18 protein-coding genes are annotated in these 21,236 nt (G+C 66.8%); 10 read left to right on the forward strand and 8 right to left on the reverse strand.

The features are described from left to right. Nucleotides 1-312: 312 nt before the first annotated feature. Nucleotides 313-483: a DUF6894 family protein gene (locus tag MFF64_RS34680; protein WP_238193640.1), complete on the forward strand. Its 171-nt coding sequence runs from the start codon at nt 313-315 to the stop codon at nt 481-483. Between the two features lie 90 nt (nt 484-573). Here MFF64_RS34680 and MFF64_RS34685 read toward each other — a convergent pair whose 3' ends face one another. Continuing rightward, nucleotides 574-1,464, reverse strand: coding sequence for a hypothetical protein (locus MFF64_RS34685; RefSeq protein ID WP_238193641.1), 891 nt, complete (start codon nt 1,462-1,464; stop codon nt 574-576). Nucleotides 1,465-3,078: 1,614 nt separating this feature from the next. Between MFF64_RS34685 and MFF64_RS34690 the strand changes: the two genes are divergently transcribed. From MFF64_RS34690 to MFF64_RS34705, 4 genes are all read left to right on the forward strand, one after another. Then, on the forward strand, nt 3,079-3,294 hold the full coding sequence (locus MFF64_RS34690; RefSeq protein ID WP_238193642.1) for a hypothetical protein: 216 nt from the start codon (nt 3,079-3,081) through the stop codon (nt 3,292-3,294). Between the two features lie 388 nt (nt 3,295-3,682). Next, nucleotides 3,683-4,063 (forward strand): SPW repeat domain-containing protein, encoded by a 381-nt coding sequence (locus tag MFF64_RS34695; protein ID WP_099901144.1) that lies wholly within the window; start codon nt 3,683-3,685, stop codon nt 4,061-4,063. 98 nt (nt 4,064-4,161) lie between these two features. Continuing rightward, nucleotides 4,162-5,397, forward strand: coding sequence for a hypothetical protein (locus MFF64_RS34700; protein ID WP_238193643.1), 1,236 nt, complete (start codon nt 4,162-4,164; stop codon nt 5,395-5,397). A 184-nt stretch (nt 5,398-5,581) separates the two neighbouring features. Continuing rightward, nucleotides 5,582-6,154 carry an ATP-dependent Clp protease proteolytic subunit gene (locus MFF64_RS34705; RefSeq protein WP_238193644.1) on the forward strand — a complete coding sequence of 191 codons (573 nt, stop codon included), beginning with the start codon at nt 5,582-5,584 and terminating at the stop codon, nt 6,152-6,154. A 291-nt stretch (nt 6,155-6,445) separates the two neighbouring features. On the opposite strand, the gene MFF64_RS34710 is transcribed toward MFF64_RS34705, so the two are convergent. From MFF64_RS34710 to MFF64_RS34730, 5 genes are all read right to left on the reverse strand, one after another. Then, nucleotides 6,446-8,284, reverse strand: coding sequence for a GH39 family glycosyl hydrolase (locus MFF64_RS34710; RefSeq protein WP_238193645.1), 1,839 nt, complete (start codon nt 8,282-8,284; stop codon nt 6,446-6,448). Nucleotides 8,285-8,442: 158 nt separating this feature from the next. Beyond that, a complete protein-coding gene (locus MFF64_RS34715; protein WP_238193646.1) occupies nt 8,443-9,147 on the reverse strand; it encodes an erythromycin esterase family protein in 705 nt (234 codons plus the stop codon). A 45-nt stretch (nt 9,148-9,192) separates the two neighbouring features. Next, the gene (locus MFF64_RS34720) at nt 9,193-9,522 is read right to left on the reverse strand and encodes an alpha/beta hydrolase (protein ID WP_238193647.1); all 330 of its coding nucleotides are present in this window, start codon (nt 9,520-9,522) and stop codon (nt 9,193-9,195) included. A 439-nt stretch (nt 9,523-9,961) separates the two neighbouring features. Next, entirely contained in the window at nt 9,962-11,122 is a 1,161-nt protein-coding gene (glf, locus tag MFF64_RS34725; protein ID WP_238193648.1) for a UDP-galactopyranose mutase, read from the reverse strand. Between the two features lie 34 nt (nt 11,123-11,156). Then, complete coding sequence (locus MFF64_RS34730; protein ID WP_238193649.1) at nt 11,157-12,425, reverse strand: glycosyltransferase; 1,269 nt, start codon at nt 12,423-12,425, stop codon at nt 11,157-11,159. A gap of 262 nt (nt 12,426-12,687) precedes the next feature. Between MFF64_RS34730 and MFF64_RS34735 the strand changes: the two genes are divergently transcribed. From MFF64_RS34735 to MFF64_RS34745, 3 genes are read left to right on the forward strand one after another with little or no spacing between them, the layout of a single operon-like run. Further along, on the forward strand, nt 12,688-14,811 hold the full coding sequence (locus tag MFF64_RS34735) for a sugar nucleotide-binding protein (protein ID WP_238193650.1): 2,124 nt from the start codon (nt 12,688-12,690) through the stop codon (nt 14,809-14,811). Then, nucleotides 14,808-15,938 carry a beta-glucosidase gene (locus MFF64_RS34740; protein ID WP_238193651.1) on the forward strand — a complete coding sequence of 377 codons (1,131 nt, stop codon included), beginning with the start codon at nt 14,808-14,810 and terminating at the stop codon, nt 15,936-15,938. The genes MFF64_RS34735 and MFF64_RS34740 overlap by 4 nt, the downstream gene beginning before the upstream one ends. Further along, on the forward strand, nt 15,928-17,724 hold the full coding sequence (locus MFF64_RS34745) for an ABC transporter ATP-binding protein (RefSeq protein ID WP_238193652.1): 1,797 nt from the start codon (nt 15,928-15,930) through the stop codon (nt 17,722-17,724). The genes MFF64_RS34740 and MFF64_RS34745 overlap by 11 nt, the downstream gene beginning before the upstream one ends. 480 nt (nt 17,725-18,204) lie before the next feature. On the opposite strand, the gene MFF64_RS34750 is transcribed toward MFF64_RS34745, so the two are convergent. Then, a complete protein-coding gene (locus tag MFF64_RS34750; RefSeq protein ID WP_099900461.1) occupies nt 18,205-18,489 on the reverse strand; it encodes a SemiSWEET family sugar transporter in 285 nt (94 codons plus the stop codon). Continuing rightward, complete coding sequence (locus tag MFF64_RS34755; RefSeq protein ID WP_309296483.1) at nt 18,486-18,845, reverse strand: SemiSWEET family sugar transporter; 360 nt, start codon at nt 18,843-18,845, stop codon at nt 18,486-18,488. The genes MFF64_RS34750 and MFF64_RS34755 overlap by 4 nt, the downstream gene beginning before the upstream one ends. Nucleotides 18,846-19,514: 669 nt before the next feature. Here MFF64_RS34755 and MFF64_RS34760 point away from each other — a divergent pair. Together MFF64_RS34760 and MFF64_RS34765 are read left to right on the forward strand one after the other, a co-directional pair. Beyond that, nucleotides 19,515-20,477, forward strand: coding sequence for an NAD(P)/FAD-dependent oxidoreductase (locus MFF64_RS34760; protein WP_238193654.1), 963 nt, complete (start codon nt 19,515-19,517; stop codon nt 20,475-20,477). 378 nt (nt 20,478-20,855) lie between these two features. Then, nucleotides 20,856-21,185 (forward strand): potassium channel family protein, encoded by a 330-nt coding sequence (locus tag MFF64_RS34765; protein ID WP_238193655.1) that lies wholly within the window; start codon nt 20,856-20,858, stop codon nt 21,183-21,185. Nucleotides 21,186-21,236: the final 51 nt, after the last annotated feature.

Here is a 21,236-nt window from a genome sequence, read left to right on the forward strand (position 1 = left end):
CTCCGTCGGCTCAAAGCCATACTTCAGGGCGGACCACTCCGATGGGGGCTGACCAGATGCACGACCAACCTGTCGGATCTGGATATGATCCGGTTCGATACCAAACAGAGCGCGGGCCGAGGGGATAACGAGCCGCGTCCATGCCTTGATGCGGCTCAGGTGTGCGGCCATCTCGCCTTGCAGCTGCTGGCAGGGTGGTCGATCGAGCCACCCTGATGGGCGGCCTGAGCATTGATTTACGTTGTTGTAGCCGGCTGCGACAGCGATTGAAGATCGAGATCCCTGTCTTTCCTTTTACTATCCACGGGTAGAATGCCGCGCTTCCATTTCAATACCTTCGGCAGCCGAAATCATCCGGACGACGAGGGCGTCGAGCTTCCGAACTGGGCGGCTGCGCGCCACGAGGCGGTCCGTCTGGCCGGCCTGCTCCTGGCGGACAGAGCCGAGCGCGTTCCGATGGAGCAGGGCTGGCACATGGAGTGACCGACGAACGCGGCCGCGTGCTGTTTCGCGTTGACTTCACGGTCGTCTGAAAGGCCACCGCCAGCTGCGATCCCGTCAGCCACGATTCCGTCATGGGCCGCACCCGACAGCGGCGGCCCCAACGGCGCCGGGGCTGGTCGGCGATCCTGCGACCGCGTAGCCGGGCCAGGTGAAGAACGGCTCCTGCTGCGCGACGATCCAGTGCAGGATCCGCGGATCCCGCTCGAGCAGGTAGCTCCACCCCTCGACGAGCTCGACCAGCAGCGCGTCGGGACTGTGGCCCAGGTCCCGGCCGTCTGGCCCGATGCCCGCGAAGGTGACCATGCGCTGCCCGCACCCGTGATCTGCGAGGATGCGGTCGGATTCCGCCATGACGCGCCACCCGAGCTCCGCGTCCCGGAACTGACCGACAGGCCGGGTGTGGAGGACCTGGACGCCGTCGACGATGCCGAGCCCCCGATCCTCAAGGAGCTTGGGCCAGAGGGAATCTAGACCCCAGCCCCAGCCCGTCGTCGACAGGTCCAGGGTCGGCAGCAGCCGATCGAGGGCGGCCCGGCTGAAGCAAGGAACCATTATCTCGACGAAGCCGACCCGGCGGGCGAAGAAGCGCCGGTTGCGCATACCGATGTAGTGCGCGAAGTGCGAGGTCTCGTGCAGGCCTGGCGCAAAGAGCTGGAAGTCGAGCGCCCGTCCCGCCGCGAACATCGCCGTGATAGCGTCCTGATCGGCGAGGATGTCGTCGTCTGGCAGCCAGATGTAGTCGTAGTCGCGCCAGCCGTCCCATCCGTTCAGCAGGGTGCGCAGGCCCGTCCATTTCGGGCCCGGCAGGACCTCCCCGACGGTACAGGGCAGGTCTTCCTGGGAGGCGATGTCCTGGAACGGGCAGAGATAGAGGTCCCAGTCCCGTGCTTTACCCGGGTCGATCCAACACCGGTGCAGCGAGTTCCGCCCGATGCGGGCCACGACGAGATTTCTGGCCATCAAACTTCCCGACAAGGATGCGATCCCGGCGGTTCACCCCTGCAACGAGGGCATAGAATGCGGAGCTGAGACCGGCGGCACCACTAAGCAGCACCTTCTCCGCTTGGAATGGCACTTATCGGCCCAGGGCGATATAGACAATGATAATATAAGTTTGAAGTTCCTCGGTATTAATCTTCCATAATCGTGTGCAGGGAGAGCTTAACTCATGTTAGTGGCCCAATGCACCGGATGCAGGGTGTGGACCGGCGCGATCATGACGCCTCATGCCCAGGCCATCCCGGGATGCTAGTGCACTGACGCCTTCAAAAGGTACACAGCTCGTTGCGATTTCCGGTGCGTTTGCAAGCGGTTGGCGAGAGCGGGCGTGGTGCGTTCGTCCGCGTCAGTGCACTAGGCAACCGGCAATCCGCCCCACCTAAGCGATCAGGCTCAGTGCGGAGGGTCCGAGCAACCCATGCCAAGCCGCGGTCCCATCAAGGGGTGCGTGCACAGCGGCTGCTGGAATGCGCAGGACCGTACTTTCGATGTGGACGATCGCGCGGCGGAGGCTGTGGTGATCCGGGCGCGGCGGATGTGTCGGCTACCGTACGCAGCGGAAAAGTCCGGTAGGCAAATCTCGCTGGCTTTTAACTTGGATCAAGCCAATTTCAAGGTGAGACTGTGCGGTCTCGTACCATTCCCGCCTTCCGTCAACAATTTACTTGTACTCGTCACTCGGTCCGATATGCGGCATGACATCTCGCCGGCGTCGTTCAGATAGGCTGTTTGTAACTGTGTCCTCCGCCTGCCAGAGTGGGAGTGCGTGCGCTCGTGCAATGTCAGGAAATAACCTTCTTTGGTACTCGATGCATGGGTTAATGAAAGGGTGTCTGCGCATCACACAGGAAGGGGAACTGGAAACAAACAAGCGTATAGGGATTGACGATAGTGGAACGAGCCGATGCCGAACTTGATGGTGGACTCACCGACCTCGTCCTTGAACTGGCACATGATCATGGCGGGCCATACGATGCCTTGACCGTGCGGACGATCGAAGAGCTCCGCCGCTTGGAGGATCTTGCGCGGCACAGCGGTGAAAGCCGGCAGACCCTCCAGAAAATCATCTCAGCGAGGCGCATCCTGGGGGACCGGGCCGACTTCGGACCGATCGGAGCGTCAGGTTCTCCGCAAGACGGCGTACAATCGGTCAGACCGTTCCCCGGAGTCCCGCTCAGCGACCGCTGACGGCAGGCTGTGAGCGGTGATGGTTCTGCTAGTCGAGGGGTGTGCGCTGGACCGGCAATAGCCCGGCCCGCTAGCGGCTCCAAGTCTACCTTCGGTGACGACGACAGAACGCGTCGTCATCACTCATCGTCTTTGACAGGCGCGCCCTCGGGCCCCTACATGGCCCGTTTCTACGTGGTTCTCTATTAGCGGATGGTGCATCGTCACTCAGAGTCAACCGGATCCCCTGCGGGCAGGTAGTCTGGTTGTGACGCCGGAAGCTTTGCTAAGAGAGTTGGGTCATGAGGATTTTCGCCCTCATTCAATCATATGTTTTGCCTGATCTAGGAACTTCGATCTCTCTGGTGCGTATGCACCTATGCATCACCTCTAAATCTGGACCTTGGTATGAAATTAATGCATGTTTATCGGGTGCCAGAGATCACAAACGGCGACTATTTTTACGTGGCCGAAGCGCTGCTTTGGGTTGAGGAGACTTACTTTGAGGGTGAGTACCGTTTCGAATATGGAAAGAACGGGGATCCACAGGATAGCCTGCCGGTCGCCTTCCACCTGGCCGATGCATCAGCTCTCGCTGTCATCCGCGGAATGATCGAAGCATAGCCGACACCGACAGGCCGATGAGCGGAGATGCGTCTTCGCGGTGTGTATCAGCGCGGCACCAGAGGTCCCGCCCTGCCTCAATGGATCACGACGGAACACGCCCACGCGAATGCTGGAGCAAATCCAGCAAGTCTTGTGCTGCGCTTTACATCGGTCTAATCGCCGTCTCACGAAGCGAAGTCAGTTTAACAAAAATTAAAGAACACGTGTCGACTTTCGTGTTGGTGTACAGGCAGCCAACCCACTAGGCGCGGAGGCGTTCCGGGAAGCCGGCCTGCGATCATTCTCGGCCAGCTGCTCCCGCGCTGGCGATCGCCTCCGCGTTGCCTGTGGATCTTCCCCAGGTCGGACCTCGCTTCGAGGCGCTTCTCCTTCTCGCGAGCGATCCATGCGGTTCATTCCCTCACGCGTCCATGCCATCCTCGACTACGGAGCTGGGCTCCTGCTCATCTGGCTGCCTGATCTGCTCGGCTTCGCAGACGGCACGGCGGCGCAGTTCATCATGCAGGCCGTCGGTGCCGCCGTTCTGCTGATGAGCCTGTGCACCGACTACGAGTTCTCTGCCGTCAAGCTCGTACCCCTGCCGGTCCATCTCGGCATTGACGTTGCAGCCGGGCTGCTGCTCGTCGTCTCGCCGTGGCTGTTCGGGTTCGCCGATCGGGTGATGTGGCCGCACGTGATCATGAGTTTCCTTGAGATTGGTTTGGGACTGACGACGCGCGCCGTGCGCGACGACCACCTCGCCACCTCCACGGGAGCACCCACGTGATCAGCAGACGCCTCCACGCGGCCAGTGACTACCCCATCCCAGCCTTCATCGCGGCGCTCGGTCGGATCAAGGGACGCGGCCCCGGAACCCGCAGGGTGATGAGCGTAGGCCCAGTCTGGCACCTCGCCTACACGCTGCTCACCCGGCACGAGGGCGGCCTGCTGCCGGTCCTCTCGATGCGGGCGCACCTCGCCCTCGACGCTGCGAGCGCCCTCTCCTTCGTTGGCGCCGGACTGCTGATGCGTGAGGAGCGGCGCGAGGATCGCGCCCTGCTGGTGGCGATGACCGACCCTGGGCAGGACCAGCCCGCGACGGAACCGGACCGCAGGGTTGCCCGGTCCCGTCCGAACTTACGCGACTTCGACCCCTATACCGACCGCAACGGCCAGGATTTCGGGCAGGACGATCCTCTCGACATTGCCCGCCCCGACGATCTGCGGCGCCGGATGGACCGCGAGCCCGACTGGCAGGCGGAGGTCGTGCGGATCGCCTCCGACCGGGCCCGGCTCGACGCGGTGGCGGGCGGCACCACCGACACCGTCGCGGCGGCCGAAGCCGAGACGCCGCCGGAGACCCTCCGACGCCTGAGCGACGCCTCGTCGCGGATGCCCGCAGCCGGCCCGCACGCCTACCCGCGCCACATGAACCCGGACGCGACGCCGGGCACCGGCGCCCTGCTGCCGATCGGACCGAGTGACGATCCCAACATGCAGGCGACGAGCTTAGTGGTCTCGCCGCAATCCCGACGGCGCGGTCCCCTCTGCGCCTCCGCGTCCCTCGAAAACCCAAGGCCGATGTCACGCCTCGTCGGGTCCTCCGCCGGATGGACCGCCCGTCCAGTGCGCCGCCAGGGCCCTCAGCGAGGCGCGGGCGGAGCGATGCAGGATGAATGTGCCGCCCGCCGCCTCCCAGAGGGCGCGGTGGGTCGGCGTGTCGTCGATGAGCACGTCGCCCGGACGGCAGTGGAGACGCTTCTCGACCGCCAGGCAGGTGATGAGGCGCGTGCCCGGAAAGTGCTCCGCGGCCCAGAGGTGCTTCTGCGGCTGCGCCCAGGTCCCGCGCGGGCACCCGGTGAGGATTACTGGCTCCAGGGGTCGAGCGGCGTCGAACAGCGCCATCGCGTCCGGTATCAGCGGGAGCTGCCCGTAGAAGTCCGGGACGCGTGCGAGTGCGGCCCAGAACCGCGCAGGGCCGTGGCGCCGCTGGTACTCGCGCGGCGGGCAACCGAGCACGCGGGTCGCGCCTCCGTCGAAATCCGCCAGCGCGCCGTCGCAGTCGAGGTAGAGCGGCATTACCTCGCTAACGCCCCCGCCCTGCGGCGGGATCCGCCGTAGCGGGGGGACATTGCCCATGTCCGCCGCGAGGGCCCGAGGCATCCCTTCCGAGCAATTTCGTCCTGATTCCCTGATGGCGTCCTGGCCCGATCCCGAACTTGCAGGCTCGCGCATTCGGCTGAGCAGTGGCGACGGCCACGAACACTAGTTGCATCTGGCTAGAACCTACCTCTGGAGAGGCCCCATGGATGACATCGCTCCGCTCTCGCCACCTGCATTCAAGGCGCCAGCCGTCCTGTTGTCAGGCTCTGTCGACTATGACATGTACAAAGACTTCCGACGCCAGTTCGATCAGGCTTCGGAAAGGAAGCTGGTCGTGGTCGAGCTCACCACGCTGGGCGGCGATCCCGAGGTGGCACGCATGATGGGGGAGGACATCCGCTTCCATAGCCAAATGACGCCGGAGCGCCGCTTTGTCTTCCTGGGCAAAGCCGCGATCTACTCCGCCGGCACTACCTTCATGAGCTTCTTCACGCGATCAAACCGCTATCTCACGCCGGGTACGAGGCTGATGATCCACGAGCGCAAACTCGCGAAGGATATCAGCCTGAACGGCCCGCTGACTACATGTGTAGCAAGCGTCAAGGCGACTCTCCACGAGATAGAATGCTCGATCCAGATACAGAACGAGGGTTTTGCGAATCTCATCGACGGCTCATGCGTGACGATGGCCGAAGTTCTCGAACGCGCACCATCTAATTGGTACATCGAGGCGCAGGAAGCGAAAAAATTGGGGCTGATCGAAGCAGTTATTTGATGAGGTGCCTGCCGTCCTCATCAATACTGGGTCTTGGAACCGACAAGCGGCTCGTGACAAGATCGTCGAGGCTCCAACCTATCTGTCGGTCGGGCTTGGGACTGGGAGGCTGTAGGTCCACCCGGAGAAGTGGATTCGCTGATAACCTCGTGATCACGCCGGACGCATCTGATGAGTAACCCAATCAGGTTTGTGACTTGAAGGGGCATGTGCGTATTCCTCAGGGGTGAATCGGCGCCTAAAACTGCACCATCCTGTGGCGCCAAAATTCTGAGCGAACGAGAGGCATCATCAGAATGCCAGCGGGCCCGAGCGTGACGGCGGGCCGTCCAAGTGCCGCGCCTCGATGTGGTAGACGCCGCCGCCGGGAGCGCGCGCGTGCAGGAACGCCGCCGAGAGGAGCGGCACCGGGTTCACCCGCTCGAAGGGACCGGCGGCGGACGGACCGAACAAGACGTCGAAGAGCTGCACCCGGTCGCTCGGATCCGGCCGCCAGGTCAGCAACACATCCTCGCGTGGGGACGGTCCGGGCTGCCGGGCGGCGGTGACGTTCGTCGGCGCGCCCGCGAGCCGCGCGGATCGGCGCTCGGCCAGAAGCAGTGTGACCGAAGGCAGCGGGACGACGACCTCGCGCACCAGGCTACCGCCCGACTCGAGGCGCACGTGCTCGACTGCTCCCAGGAGACCCGCTTCCTGCGCGGCTCGCAGTGCCGCGAACTGATCCGCGTCGAGTTGGTCGGGAGCCTCCCAGTCGTCCCAGAGGTCGAAGGCGCAGCCATGCGCGTCGTCCAACCGGAAGGCCGCGACCGCGTAGTCGCCCGGCGCGAGGCCCTCGAACCCGACCCGCAGGCACTTCTCGCCCGAGCTCCAGATCCTGTCCGGGCTGCCGTACACGAGTACCGCGATCCGGCTCAGCCCCTCCCCGGCACCAGGCCACGTGGTGGCCATCATCCCCACGCCGTCGTGGTCCGGTGCGAGGGGCGGATCGGACGCGACGGAGCAGAGCCGCGGACCCAGCAGGCCCATCAGCTCGAGGACGGCCAGTGCCGGCTTCTTGACCAGCGCGAACGGCTCGGCGGAGGCTTGTCGCGTCGCCTTCACGGCGGCGAGATCGGTGCGGTGGCCGGCTTGGCCACCGGGGAAGGTACGGGGTCCGAAGTAGGCGAACAGGGTGCGGTGGCCCCACCGGCCGAGGAAGCCGTTGTCGTTGACGACCCGCGCATCAACCCGCCTCGCCTCCGATAGGTGGCGCCGGTGCTGGTCGGCGATCTTGGCGATGAGCGCCGCGTAAGTCGGCCGGGCGCGCCAGGTGTGCGGGGTATCCCAGCCGAGCTGCGGATCGGCCTCGTCGTTGACGAAGGGCAGGTCGGCGAAGCGCGGGTGATGCGCACGCACGTAGTCGACGGCCTGCAGCTCGCGCGCGATCATCCGGAGGGGGCGCGGGGTGAGGTCCTCCGCACTCTCACGCACGCCCTTCTCGTGGACGGAGATGAAGTCGAGCCGCCCGCCCGCGGCGCCGGTGAGGATGTTGGTGCCCGCGTCGCAGTGGGCGAGGAAGGCTCTGAACGTCGACGAGAGCGTCCGCGCCGTAGCCGGACCGCCGAGCCTAAGCGCGGGGTCCACCGCGTCGAGCCCCGCCCGGCACGCGTCGTAGTAGTTGGCGAGACCCGGCTCGCCCCACGACCAGAAGGGCAGGTCGGGCTCATTCCAGGTCTCGAACAGCCAGGCCGTGACCTCGTTGCGGCCGAAACGCGCCGCGTAGCGCGCGGCCAAGGCTGTGACCAGGTCGCGCCAGCTCTTTACCTGGCCGAGTTCGTCGAAGTCGGTGAAGAGGTTGGACGGGTTGCCCATCAGCTCGAACATCGGCCGTAGGCCCCGCTCGACGAGCGTGTCGAGAGCCTCGTCGAGGAGCGACCAGTCGTAGGCGACGCCGGTTGCGGTTCGCATGCCGGTGACCAAGTTGAGCAGGTAGTGGATGCGCACGAAGGGGCGGGTGTCGCCCGGGAGGCTCCCGAGGAAGCTCAACGTCTGGCGCATCTCGGGCAGGAACAGGAGTTCGGCAGGCGAGAAGCCGGTGGCGCACCAGAAGCCGCTATTCGGGCCCGCATCCTGGTCGGCGCGGATCGTCACTGCTCTGCACAGAGACGACGTGCCTGCCGCACCTGCTAACGGAGCAGCACCCACGCCGTCTGTCCCTGTCGCCGCTCCGAGCAGCGCACCGGACAAGGCCAGGCCGCCGGCCAGTGCTCCTCGCCGTGTCGGTTGAATCATCGGTGCCTTCACGCTCATCAGCTTCGTCTCCTGGCAGGACAGGGTCCGGTGGCGCCGGAACCACCAGGCGGCGTCAAGGCAACCTCACGCCGGCTGCTGCGTCGCTGCGGGCCTCCTGCGTCACGGACGTAGGCTTCGTGACTCGGAGGACCCGATGCAGTTCGATCTTCGCGTGCGGGCTTGGCATGCCAGGGCGAGAGGCAGCAGTACCGGTCGCGAGCCTGGCGTGCTGCTGCGGGGTCGACCCGGTCGAGGTAGTCGAGCACCGCCGCCATGGAGGCGCCGAGGCTGTAGACGTCGAGGCCGCGGAAGCGGGCCTGGTCCGCCGCCTCCCGCCCCGCGTTGAAGGCGCGCAGACCGCGCGCCAGGTCGAGGATCTCGCGGTTGCGCCACATCCAGACCGGGAAACGGGCGAAGGTCTCGTCCGGGAAGGGCGTGTCGGCCCGGAGCCGGAGATAGCGGTCGATCTTCGCTGCGTCCGGCCAATCGGCTTCGACCGCGACGACGCGGTAGCCGTGGCGCGCGACGAGGCGCTGCTTGATGGCGGCTCTGGCCCGGTAGAACTCGGAGGTGCCGTGGGTGGCCTCACCCAGGAGCACGACCCGGGCCTGCGCGAACCGGTCGGCGAAGGCTGCGAAATCGGAATGCTCGACTTCCGGCAACGGCACGAGCCGCTCCCGCAGAAGCGGCTCGATCCGGGCCTGGGCCACTGAGACGACCATGCTGGCTGTCCTTCCGTCGGCGTAACCCTGTAAGACACTACGGTCTCAGCCCAGGAAGCGGCGGAACGCGGCCTCGGCGATCTCCGTCGGGACCACGTGGCCGCCGTTGAACGGGCGGTAGGCTACGTCGTAGCCCGACTGCACCAGCGCCGCCGCCAGGCGGTCGCCGCAGCGTTCGAAGGGTAGGACCGGATCCTGTCGCCCGTGCGAGATGAAGATGCGGGGTGCACCCTGCCGCCGCGCCGGCGCGGCGAAGCCAGGCGAGAAAGCCAGGACGTCCCGGACGAGGTCGCCGTTGGCCAGTCCGAGCGAGAGTGCGTAGGAGGCGCCGTCCGAGAAGCCCGCGACTGTGATACGCTGAGGGCCGACTGTCACCTGCGCGAAGACCCGCGCCAGGGCGGCGTCGAGGAAAGCCGCGTCCGGCCCGTAGGCGTGCTGGATGACATCTTAGGTCGCCCCGCGCGACTCGGGTGCCAGCACTGCGACGGCGTGAACCTCCGCTGCCGCGGAGACCATGGGCAGGACGTCCTGTGATGAGGCCCTGGCGCCGTGCAGCATGATCAGGAGGGGGACCGGGCGCGTGGCGCCTGCCGGAACGTGGAAGACCCCGTCCCGACTCCGGCCGAGGCCGATCGGATGCGTCCCGGCCGCGGCGGGCTCTCCCGGTTTTTCGCGAGGCCGGGACGTGAGGATCCCTGAGGAGTGGGGGTCTGCATTCTCCATTCATTTCCTCTCCGATCGGCAGTGACGATCGCAGTCAGGGCCCGGTTGGGATTTTCCGAGCGGCACGGGGTTTCCAGTCTCGAAGTGAGAGTCAGCTGGCGGCGAGCGACGGGCCGGTCTCAGCCGCGGCTGCGGTCGGACGCGCCGGGGCTGGCCGCCCGAGCTGGGTATCGATGCGTCGGAACGCGGCCAGCGCCTGCCCGACGATCTGGTCCATGTTGTAGTAGCGGTAGGTCGCGAGCCGCCCGACGAACCAGACGTCCGCTTCCGCCCGCGCCAGGCGCTCATAGCGTTTGAAAAGGGCCTGGTTCTCCGGCCGCGGCACGGGGTAGTACGGGTCGCCCTCGGCGCTCGGATACTCGTAGGTGAGCGAGGTCTTCGGGTGCTCCTGCCCGGTCAGGTGCTTGTACTCGGTGATGCGGGTATAGGTCTCGGTCTGGGGATAGTTCACCACCGCCACCGGCTGGTGCTGGGCCACATCCCGGGTCACATGCACGAAGCGCAGCGAGCGGTAGGGCAGCCGGCCGAAGCGGAAGTCGAAATACTCGTCGATCGGCCCGGTATAGATCACCCGGCGATGCGGGATCACCTCGCGCACGTCGCGAAAGTCGGCGTTCGTCATCACGTGGATGTTGGGGTGGTCGAGCATCCGCTCGAACATCCGCGTGTAGCCCTGGGCCGGCATGGCCTGGAACGTGTCGGTGAAGTAGCGGTCGTCGCGGTTGGTACGGGTCGGCACCCGGGCGGTGACCTGGCGGTCAAGCTCGGAGGGATCGAGCCCCCATTGCTTGCGCGTGTAGCCGCGGAAGAATTTTTCGTAGAGTTCGCGGCCGATCGCCGACACCACCACGTCCTCGGAGGTCCGGATGTCGGCCACCGGCTCGGCCCGCGCGGCGAACCAGGCCTCCAGTTCCTCGGAGGTCAGCGACAGGCCGTAGAGGCGGTTGATCGTGTCGAGGTTGATCGGGATCGGCACCTGCATCCCGTCGACCATCGCCAGCACCCGGTGCTCGTAGGGGCGCCAGGCGGTGAAGGCCGACAGGTAATCGACGATCGCCTCGGAATTGGTGTGGAAGATGTGCGGCCCGTACTGGTGGATCAGCACGCCCGCCTCGTCGATACGGTCGTAGGCGTTGCCGCCGACATGCGGCCGGCGGTCGACGAGGAGGACGCGCTCGCCGCGCCGGCGCGCCAGGCGCTCGGCCAGCACGCTGCCGGCGAAGCCTGCGCCCACGATCAGCCAATCGTACATGTCTCGGGACCTTTCGGGTGCAGAAAGAAGGGCATCAGGCCGGGGTGGGCGTGTGCACCAGGAGAAGCGGAGCCTCATCCTGCCGCAGCCCCTCGCGCAGGAGCGCGTGCATCGCGTCCCAGGTCCGGTCCCAGGAATTGTGCGCGAGGTGGCGGTCGACCCGCTCGCGCCAGGCCTCCGGTGGCTCGGCGTGCAGGGCCTCGATCGACAGGGCGACGCTCGCCGGCGTCTCGGCGATCGCCACGAGGCCGGCCTCGCCGTAGTCCCGCAGCACGTCGACGATCGGAGTCGAGATCACGCGCAGACCCGCTGCCAGGAATTCCGGCGTCTTCGTCGGGCTGATGAACCGGGTCGCCTCGTTGAGGGCGAACGGCATCAGCCCGAGGTCCCAGTGACGCAGGTAGTCCGGCAGCGCCCCATAGGGCTTCGGGCCGAGCCAGTGGATGTTTTCGCGATGCGGCAGGCTCTCGGGCTCGATCTTCACCACCGGGCCGATCATCACGAAGTGCCAGTCCGGCCTCAAGGAGGCCGTGGCGGCCAGGAGCTCGCGGTCGAGCCGCTCGTCGATGACGCCGAAGAAGCCGATGCGCGGGTGCGGGATCGCGGCCTGATCGTCCGGGTCCGGCCCCGCCTCCCGCGCCCGGGCGAAATGCGCTGCATCCACGGAGGACGGGAAGCAGTGGATGGACGGATGCGCCCCGCGCTTGGCCTCGTAGAGGCTGCGTCCGCCGGTGAAGACGAGATCGGCTTGCGTGAGAAGCTCCGCCTCCTGCGCGACCAGGTCTGGCGATGCGCCGCGGAAGGCTGAAAGCTCGTCCATGTTGTCGTAGACGGTGAGGTTGCGGTCGAAATCCCCCGAGATGCCGAGTGCGGCCGGCGTGTAGTACCAGAACACCCGCTTCGGGTGGCTCCGCTCGTGTAGGAACTCGCGGATCAGTCGCGCCTGCACCTGGTCCGCTGCGTAGGATTGGCTCTGCGCCAGGACGGGCACCGCCACGGTGATGCCCGGTGCCACTGCTTCGACCCGCAGTAGGGAGATCTCCACCGGCTCGAAGACCGGCTCCTCGATGAAGAGGACGTCGAAATGCCGGGCGGCACGGCTGAGCAGGTGCTGCGGCCGCTGCCAAACGAAGCTCCAGCGCAGGTGCGAGAAGCAGACCAGGAGCGGGCGGGACGGTTCGTCGACGACGATCACAGAGGAGGGACCGGCTTGGTCCTTGGGATGGGTCTGGCCGCGGCCATGAGGCGGGCTGCGGCCCTGGCCGGCATGACGTAAGCCGCCGATGGCGTGCGTGTCTTTCACATTCTACCCTTCATGCGAGTAGGCGACCGAACCGACTAACGCTAGATATCTTCGGGCGTTCTCGCATGATTTATTATATTTAAAGCCATTGATAGCCGCATGTTAATGACAAGAATTGCATTCTTAGCGGCGATCCTGGCCCGCACACCAGATTTTAACTTGTGATAATCGCAGCGCAACAGGCATGCGACGGCCCGGAACGATGCCAATGAGAGAGGCTTGTGCCGGTTGCGGAGTGGGTGAGGCGGCGGGACGCGACGGAATGCTGGAAGTCTGGGGTGGGATCGAGTGCAGCATCGTGCGGGTGGGCGACGGCTGGCGCGATCAGGTCGCCGAGACCCGCCACCGCGACCGCCCGAACGACCTCGACCGCGTCGCGTCCCTCGGCCTCGCCACGCTGCGCTACCCGGTCCTGTGGGAGTCGGTTGCGCCGGAGGACCCCGATGCGTGCGACTGGGCCTGGCACGACGACAGGCTGGCGCGCTTGACGCGCCTGGGTATCACGCCGATCGTCGGCCTCATCCATCACGGCAGCGGGCCGCGCTACACGACCCTCATCGATCCCGGCTTCTCGCACGGGCTCGCCCGGCATGCCGGGCGCGTCGCTGCGCGCTACCCCTGGATCACGGCCTTCACGCCGGTCAACGAGCCGCTCACCACCGCCCGCTTCGCCGGCCTCTACGGCCACTGGTACCCGCACGCCCGCAGCGAGGACGCCTTCCTGCGCATGGTGATCAATCAGTGCCGGGCGACGCTGCTGGCCATGCGGGCGATCCGCGCCATCACCCCAGGCGCGCAGCTGATCCAGACCGAGGATGTCGGCAAGACCTTCAGCACTCCCGCCCTCGCCGGGCAGGCGGCCTACGAGAATGAGCGGCGCTGGCTCAGCCTGGACCTACTCTGCGGCCGGGTCGACCCGGCGCATCCCTGGCACGCGCGCTTGCTTGCCGCCGGGGTCTCGCGGTCGGACCTCGATGCATTCCTCGGCGGCGAGGCCTGCCCGGACGTGATCGGGGTCAACCACTACCTGACGAGCGAGCGCTACCTCGACGAGGAGCTCGGGACCTACCCGTCGCATCTTCACGGCGGGAACGGCCGGCGGCTTTACGCCGATGTCGAAGCGGTGCGGATCCGCCACCTCGCCGCTCTCACGGGGCCTAAGGCGCGGCTGACCGAAGTCTGGGAGCGCTACCGCCGGCCCCTCGCGGTCACGGAGGTGCATCACGGCTGCACGCGAGACGACCAACTTCGTTGGCTTTTCACGGTTTGGGACGCTGTCTCCGACCTGCACGAAGCGGGCGTGCCGGTCCGGGCGGTGACGCTCTGGTCACTGTTCGGGGCGGTGGACTGGAACTCGCTCCTGCTGCGCCGGGACGGCCGTTACGAGCCCGGCGCCTTCGACATCCGTTCGCCCGAGCCCCGGCTCACTGCGCTTGGCCGCGCCGCGCAGGACCTCGTCCAGACTGGGCGGATGTGCCACCCGGTCCTCGCATCGCCGGGCTGGTGGGGCCGGGCCGATCGCTTCTACGCCGCCGCGCCGACCGCGCTCGCGGATTCCGTCGGCATCCCGGGCTCCTCCGTCGCCATCCTGGCGGGGGCCGGGCCGTACGGCGCATCGATCGCGCGGATCTGCGAGGTGCGCGGCCTCGCGCCGCGCCTCGTCGACGAGGCGGCGCTCGCCGCGACCCTCGATGACGGGCAGACCTGGGCGGTGATCGACGCCACCTCCCTGGCCCCGGCCGCAGCGGCCAAGCGGTATCCCGGTGGGACCTTCCGGGCCGATATCCGGGCAGGTGCGCGCGTCGCTGGGCTCTGCGCCCGGGCCGGCCGTCCGCTGCTGACCTTCTCGTCCGATCTTGTCTTCGACGGCCGGCTCGGGCGCCCCGCCCTGGAGAGCGATCCCCTGCAGCCCGCCTGTCCCTATGGAATGAGCGAAGCCGAGCGGGAGGCGGGGATCCTATCGGCGCATCCGCGGGCGCTCGTCGCGCGGACCAGCATAGTCTTCGGCCTAGACGACGGCCGCGACGAGGCCGGATGGATCCTGGCGGATCTCGCGGCGAGACGTAGATGGCGCGTCACGCGGACGGAGATCGTCTCGCCGACCTATTTGCCTGACCTCGTCCACGCCGCCCTCGACCTCGTCATCGATGGCGAGACCGGCCCCTGGCACCTCGTCAATGAGGGAGAGACGAGTCGGGCCGGCTTCGCCGCAAGCCTCGCCCGAGCGGCCGGCCTGCCGCCGCCGGCTCCGCCGGGACCATGGGACGGGCGCAACACCGCGCTCGCCAGCGCCAGGGGCCGGGTGATGCCGCTCCTCGGCGACGCGGTCGCGGCTTACGTCGCGGCCTGCCGCCCGCGCGTCCCGGGGAGGCACGCCGCTGAATGAGCACCGTCCCATCGCCGTTCGAGAGCTTCTTCCTCGCCGGCTTCGAGTGCTCCAGCCAGCGCCGCGCCGACGGCCGCCGGCTCGACCTCCTCGCCGCCACGGGACACGACACCTACGCCCTCGCCGATTACCGGTCGCTTCGCGCCCACGGCATCCTTGCCGCCCGCGACGGCCTGCGCTGGCACCGGATCGAGACGGCACCGGGGCGCTACGACTGGTCGAGCGCCCTGCCGATGATCGAAGCCGCCGCCGAGGCAGGAATCCAAGTGGTTTGGGACCTGTGCCACTACGGCTGGCCCGATGATCTCGACATCTGGTCGGACGCCTTCGTGCCCCGCTTCGCGGCCTTCGCGGCAGAGGCCGCGCGGCGGGTGCGCGAGGTCTCCGGCGCGCCGCCCTTCGTCTGCCCAGTCAACGAGATTTCTTATTTCGCCTGGGCCGGGGCCGAGGTCGGCCGCATCGGTCCGCTCGCCACGGGGCGGGGGGCGGCGCTGAAGCGCCAGCTCGTGCGAGCCTCCCTCGCGGGCATGCGGGCGGTGCGGGAAGTCGATCCTGCCGCACGCTTTCTCCACGCCGAGCCGGCGATCCACGTGGTCGGCGACCCGGAAAGCGAGGCCGCGGCTGCGGCGTACCGGGCAGTGCAGTACGAAGCCCTCGACATGGTGGGCGGGCGCCTCGCCCCCGAGCTCGGCGGCAGCTCGGATTTCCTCGACTTCGTTGGCGTCAACTTCTACCCGGACAACCAATGGATCCATGGCGGCTCGACCATCCCGCTGGGCCACCACGCCTACCGGCCGTTCCGGGTGATGCTCGCCGAGACGCATGCCCGCTACGGCCGGCCGCTCCTCGTCGCCGAGACTGGGGCCGAGGGCACAGCGAAGGCGGCCTGGCTGCACTACGTCTGCGGCGAGGTCCGGGCGGCGCGGGCGACCGGGGTGCCGGTTCTCGGGGTCTGCCTTTACCCGATCCTAGATTATCCCGGGTGGGACAACGACCGCCCCTGCGCGGTCGGGCTCTTTCACGCCCATGACCCCACGGGGCACCGCGGCCTCGACCGACCTCTCGCAGAGGAACTCAGCATGCAGGCGGCCCGCTTCTCCGCAGAAGGTAATACCGATGCGGCCTGAGATGACGCAGGAAGCCGGACCCGCCCATCTAGTGAGCGGCGGCCGCTTCATCCTGCGCCACATGCGCGCGTGGCGCTGGCATTTCGGCGGCCTGTTCGCGCTCGTCGTCACCTCCGCGGCCTGTGGGGTCGGCCAGCAGGTCGGCCTCAAATTCCTCGTCGACGCGATGGCGGGACCCCCGGGCCTTCGAGGGGCGGCGCTCTCCGCCCTCACGCTGTTCCTGATCCTGATCGCCGCAGAGGCGGCGCTCGCACGCCTCACCGGGTGGCTTACCTGCCGCGCCACAGTAGGGGTCGGGGTCGACCTGCGCACAGAGCTGTTCGACTACCTCGGCAGCCAATCGATGCGCTACTTCGCGGAAAATCTCGCCGGGTCGCTGGGCCAGCGCATCACCGCAACGGCCGGCAATTTCGGCGCGTTGGTGAACACCTTCGTCTGGCGCATCATCCCGCCGATCGTCGACGTGGTGGGCGCAGTAATCGTGTTCGCGAGCCTCGATAGTGCGCTAGCGGGGGCGCTCGTCACACTGATCCTCGTCGTCACCGCCGGGCTGATCCGGTTCGGTGCGCGGGGTCGGCCGATCCACCGGGCCTACTCGGGCGAGGCAGCCGGCATCGCCGGCGATCTCGTCGACACCATCGCCAACATGTGGACGGTGAAGGCGTTCTCGGCGAGAAGCCGCGAGCGGGCGCGGCTCGAGGCGGGGTTTCGCCGCGAGGCCGCGGCGCAAGCCCGAAGCTGGCTCTACCTCGAGAAGGCCCGCCTCATCCACGACGTCGCGCTCTGGCTGCTCGCCGCCGGCATCCTGACCTGGACGTTGCACCTGTGGGGCCGGGGCGACGTGAGCGCCGGCAGCGTCGTGGTAGTGGCGAGCATGACCCTGCGCATCGTCCACTCGTCGAAGGACATGGCGCTCTCCCTCGTCGATGTCGCGCAGTATTTCGGCTTCATCGAGGAGACGCTGTCGGTTATTGCCAAGCCCCGCAGCGTGTGCGACGCACCCGGCGCCCCGGCCCTGGTGCCAGGCGGCGGCGCCATCGCGGTCGACCGGGTCTCGTTCTCCTACGGCGCGGGCCGGCCGGCGCTCACCGGCGTGACGCTGACGATCCCCGCCGGTCAGAAGGTCGGCATTGTCGGCCCGTCCGGGGCCGGCAAGTCGACCCTCGTGCACCTGCTCCAGCGCCTCTACGACGTTGAGGCCGGCGAAATCCGCATCGACGGCCAGGCGATTACCGGCGTGCGCCAGGATTCGCTGCGCGACGCGCTGGCGGTGGTGCCGCAGGAGATCGGCCTGCTGCACCGCTCGGTGATGGACAACATCCGCTTCGCCCGGCCGGAGGCGAGCGACGAGGCGGTGTTCGCCGCCGCCCGCGCCGCTTCCTGCGACGGCTTCGTCCGAGCGTTGCCCGAGGGCTATGCGACCATCGTCGGCGAGCGCGGCACCAGACTCTCCGGAGGTCAGCGCCAGCGCATCGGCATCGCCCGCGCGCTCCTCAAGGCCGCGCCGATCCTGCTTCTCGACGAGGCGACCTCGGCGCTCGATACCGAGACCGAGATGGCGATCCAGGCCGCGATCGTCCGGCTGATGCGCGATCACACGGTGATCGCGGTGGCCCACCGCCTCTCGACCCTCACCGCCTTCGACCGCATCCTCGTCGTCAACGAGGGCCGGGTCGTGGAGGACGGCACTGTGCGCGACTTGCGCGAGGCGGGCGGTTTGTTTGCTCAGATGTGGCGGATCCAGGCAGAAGGCCTTCCCGCTGACGCCGTGATGGATGCGGCCTGACACCGGCGCAGACAAGAGCCGGTCGTATTCCGATCTCAATCGCGGCAGAGAGCGCAGGGCGTACCGGAGTCAATCATCGACAGCGTTCGTGCTTGGAGAACACCCTCAGGCCGCAATGTCCGGATATCGGACGTCCGCTCATAACTGCCGAGCGGCTATTCCCCTGACCGAAACTGAAGTCCGATCATGGCGCGTTGTGGCACCTCAGGCTGCATGCCTGCGTGAGCACGGGCCTTATACCGCCGCGCCTTCGAACGGACGCGTTCGACGGTGCCAGGCAAGCCCGGACGGGCGCCGGCGCTGATGCGCCGCTCGCCTTCGCATCGACACGTCGATGCGAAGGCGCGAGGGTATTACTACCAAGCCACATTCGGTATATTACCCGGCCTTATCTCTCCGGTAGGTCCAAATGACGAGCGCGAGTAAATGGTTAGTCCTGTTATGCGCCGCCTACGTTATCGGCCGCCGCCAAAGGAAAGGCTAAGCTTCTTTGCGGCGTGGCGGGGCAGACCTAAGTTTCAGGAACAGAATTACCCCGCTGAGTCCCAGGTTAAGCACGTTGAAAATGACTATGGGCCAGCTTCTGATCACCAAGCCGTACCCGAGCCATGAGACGAACGCGACTGAGATGATGACGTACATTCGCGTCGAGATCGCCCTCGTCTCACCGTCACGCCACGCCTTCACAACCTGAGGGACGAAGCTCCCCGTCGTGCATAGGCCCGCGAGTATGCCGAGCACGCTTATCGCCCAATCCCACGTCATCTTGCGCTCCGTTCCGCGCAAAACCGGCCTTTCGGGTCTGGACAAAGTCCCAGTGCCTGAAGCTTGAAGACCAGTATGGCGCCGCCGTGCAGGAGGTTGAGCAGGTTGAATACAATGAGGGGAACGCTTCCGAGTGCAGCCCCGTAAGCGAGCCACAGCACGAAGCCGGCCAGCCGCAGGACGTACATCTTCAGCGAGATCGCGATGCAATCCCGCTCTCGCCAGATCTTCACGACCTGCGGAACAAACGCGTAGGTGGACACACACCCCGCAACAAAACCGAGTATTAGTGGAAAGTGGATCAACAGCAACTCTCGCGCTATGGTGCATGCTGTCGAACGGCTTCGGCTTGACAAAGTTCCGTTCCGCCCGAATAATCGTGCGGACGACGTTCGGTTTTCACGTGTGACCCGCGCCTACGCTGCATAGCTCTGCTCGGGGCCCACTGTGCAGCAGTGAATGGTCCGCCCTTTAGCAAACCTGTTCATCAGCAAGTTTCGTTGATTAGGTCCTGTCGATAGCCCTCGAGTGCCTGAGTCGCCCAAGATGCGCTACTTCGCTGCACCTCGCGGCATCAGCGATGCGCAATGATGGGTTATTTCAAGTTGTCGCTTTGTCGCCGTTCCTCACTTTGGTGCGTCGCATTCACAATGGCGGGCTGCACAGCCTCAGTGGATGGCACCTGGATCTAGCGCAGCGGCACCTTGCGCAAACTCGGACTCCGATCAACAGCCGCACATAGCGCGTCCGTGTCGATGACCAGCATCTCCCCTGGCTCTGGATGAAGACGTGATGCAGTACACACTCACTGAGCTGCGTATCTACTTAGGATATTCCCACCTAGTTGCCGTGCTGCGCCGCCGGTGCTTGGGGCGACCTGAGCGCCGGACGGACGCGACCGCCTTGCTCAGCCCGGCTTGCATCGACACCGGCCCATGGAACCGGTGCAGGCCGCGCCGGGTCATCCCAATGCGCTTACACTCCTCCGAACGGGTTGGCCGATGGCAGCGCATTGGGCCGCTGGTATGGACGGGATGCTCGACTGCGTGATCATAGGCGGAGGGCCAGCCGGTCTGACGGCCGCGCTCTACCTCGCCCGCTTCGGTCGTCGCTTCCTGGTCGTGGATGCCGGGAACTCCCGCGCTTCCTGGATCCCGACCAGCCACAACATTCCGGTCTTCGCCGACGGCATTTCCGGTCGCGAAATCCTCGCCCGTCAGCGCGAGCACCTCGCCCGATACGGGGCGCAGGTCACCAGGGGGACGGTTACTGCGTTGCGGAAGGGCGAGGGTGGGTTCGCCGCAAGGTTCGCTGACGGGGCAGGCCACCTGCGGGAGGTCTGGGCGTCCCGAGTGCTTCTCGCAACAGGCGCGGACGACGTGGAGCCTGACCTCCCAGACCTGCCGGGCGCCGTCCGTCACGGCCTCGTGCGCTACTGCCCGATCTGCGACGGCTACGAGGCGCGTGGCAAGAGCATCGCGGTTGTCGGCTACGGCGATAGAGGCTTGGGCGAGGCGGTCTTCGTCGCCCGCACCTACTCGAACGACGTGACGCTTCTGACACTGGGGCGCGGCATGGACCTCGACGCGGGCCAGCGCGAGCGCGTGGGCAAGCACGGCATCAAGGTCATCCACGAGCCGGTGGCCGAGATCGCCATCGAGGGCGGCAGAATTACGCTGCTACGTACGGCAGGGGGAGAGGAGCACCGTTTCGAGGTGCTCTACTCGGCCCTCGGGCTGAGGCTCCACTCCGAGCTCGCAGTCGGGCTGGGGGCCGAGCACGACGGTACGGGTGCCCTCGTGATCGACGAGCACAACCGCACGACAGTGCCGGGCCTGTACGCGGCCGGCGGTGTCGTGCGCGGGCTCGACCAGGTCGTCGTTGCGATGGGCCACGGCGCGGTTGCCGCGACCGACATCCACAACCGCTGCGAACTGCCCACCGAGGAAGAGGCAGACGGAGCCGAAAGCAAGGCAGGTGGCGTTTGATGCTCGCAGCTGTCGAGGATGCCGCAGGCGTTCGCCCAAACCCTTCTCCGCGGCCGGTGTTGGTCCGAGGTGCGCCGCACAGAACGGGCGGGGCGAGTCGCAACGGGGCATCATGGCGGTCGAACACGTTCACCGTTGCCCTTAGATGCTGCGGCTCTACGAGATGCTCACCGACCTCCCCTTGTCGGTTATCCCGGCCCTGGCGGATGAGCTGTCCAGCCGACTGGTTGCCTCCGAGTGCGAAGCCAGGACTGCCGGAGCTCCAGCGAAGACGCTCAGCGCTATCTCGCAGGCGCGCCTCACTGCAGCGGATACCACTCTGCGCCCTTGGTTCCCGATGTTGCGCGGACACTGAAAGAGAGTTGGTGTGAGCTCGCCGTGACGCTCCACCGCGCTAGTGTGCCGGTGCTGCTGGTGGACACCTATCCCGGTGCCTTACGGACCGCCCGGGCCGCAGGCGTGCCGACCCTGCAAGCCGAGCTCCTGTCACGCGAGGCTGAGGAGGGCCTGGCCGACCAGCCGCCGGACCGCCTGCTCGCGGCGACAAGGGACGAGCTCTACAACGCGCTTGTCTGCACCCGCCTGGCCCCGGAGCTCGGGCGCGAGCGCGTCTACCAACTCGCGCCCTCGGCGGACCACCTCCTGCACTCGGAGACCGGGGTCAGCCGGGACCTGCGAGGCAAGGTTCTGGGTGACGGCGGGTTGTAAGCGCTCGGTGAAGGCCGCCTTGTGCCTGTAGTGCTTTGCTCTGGATACAGG

Source organism: Methylobacterium frigidaeris (assembly GCF_022179185.1).
Classification (GTDB): Bacteria; Pseudomonadota; Alphaproteobacteria; order Rhizobiales; family Beijerinckiaceae; genus Methylobacterium; species Methylobacterium frigidaeris.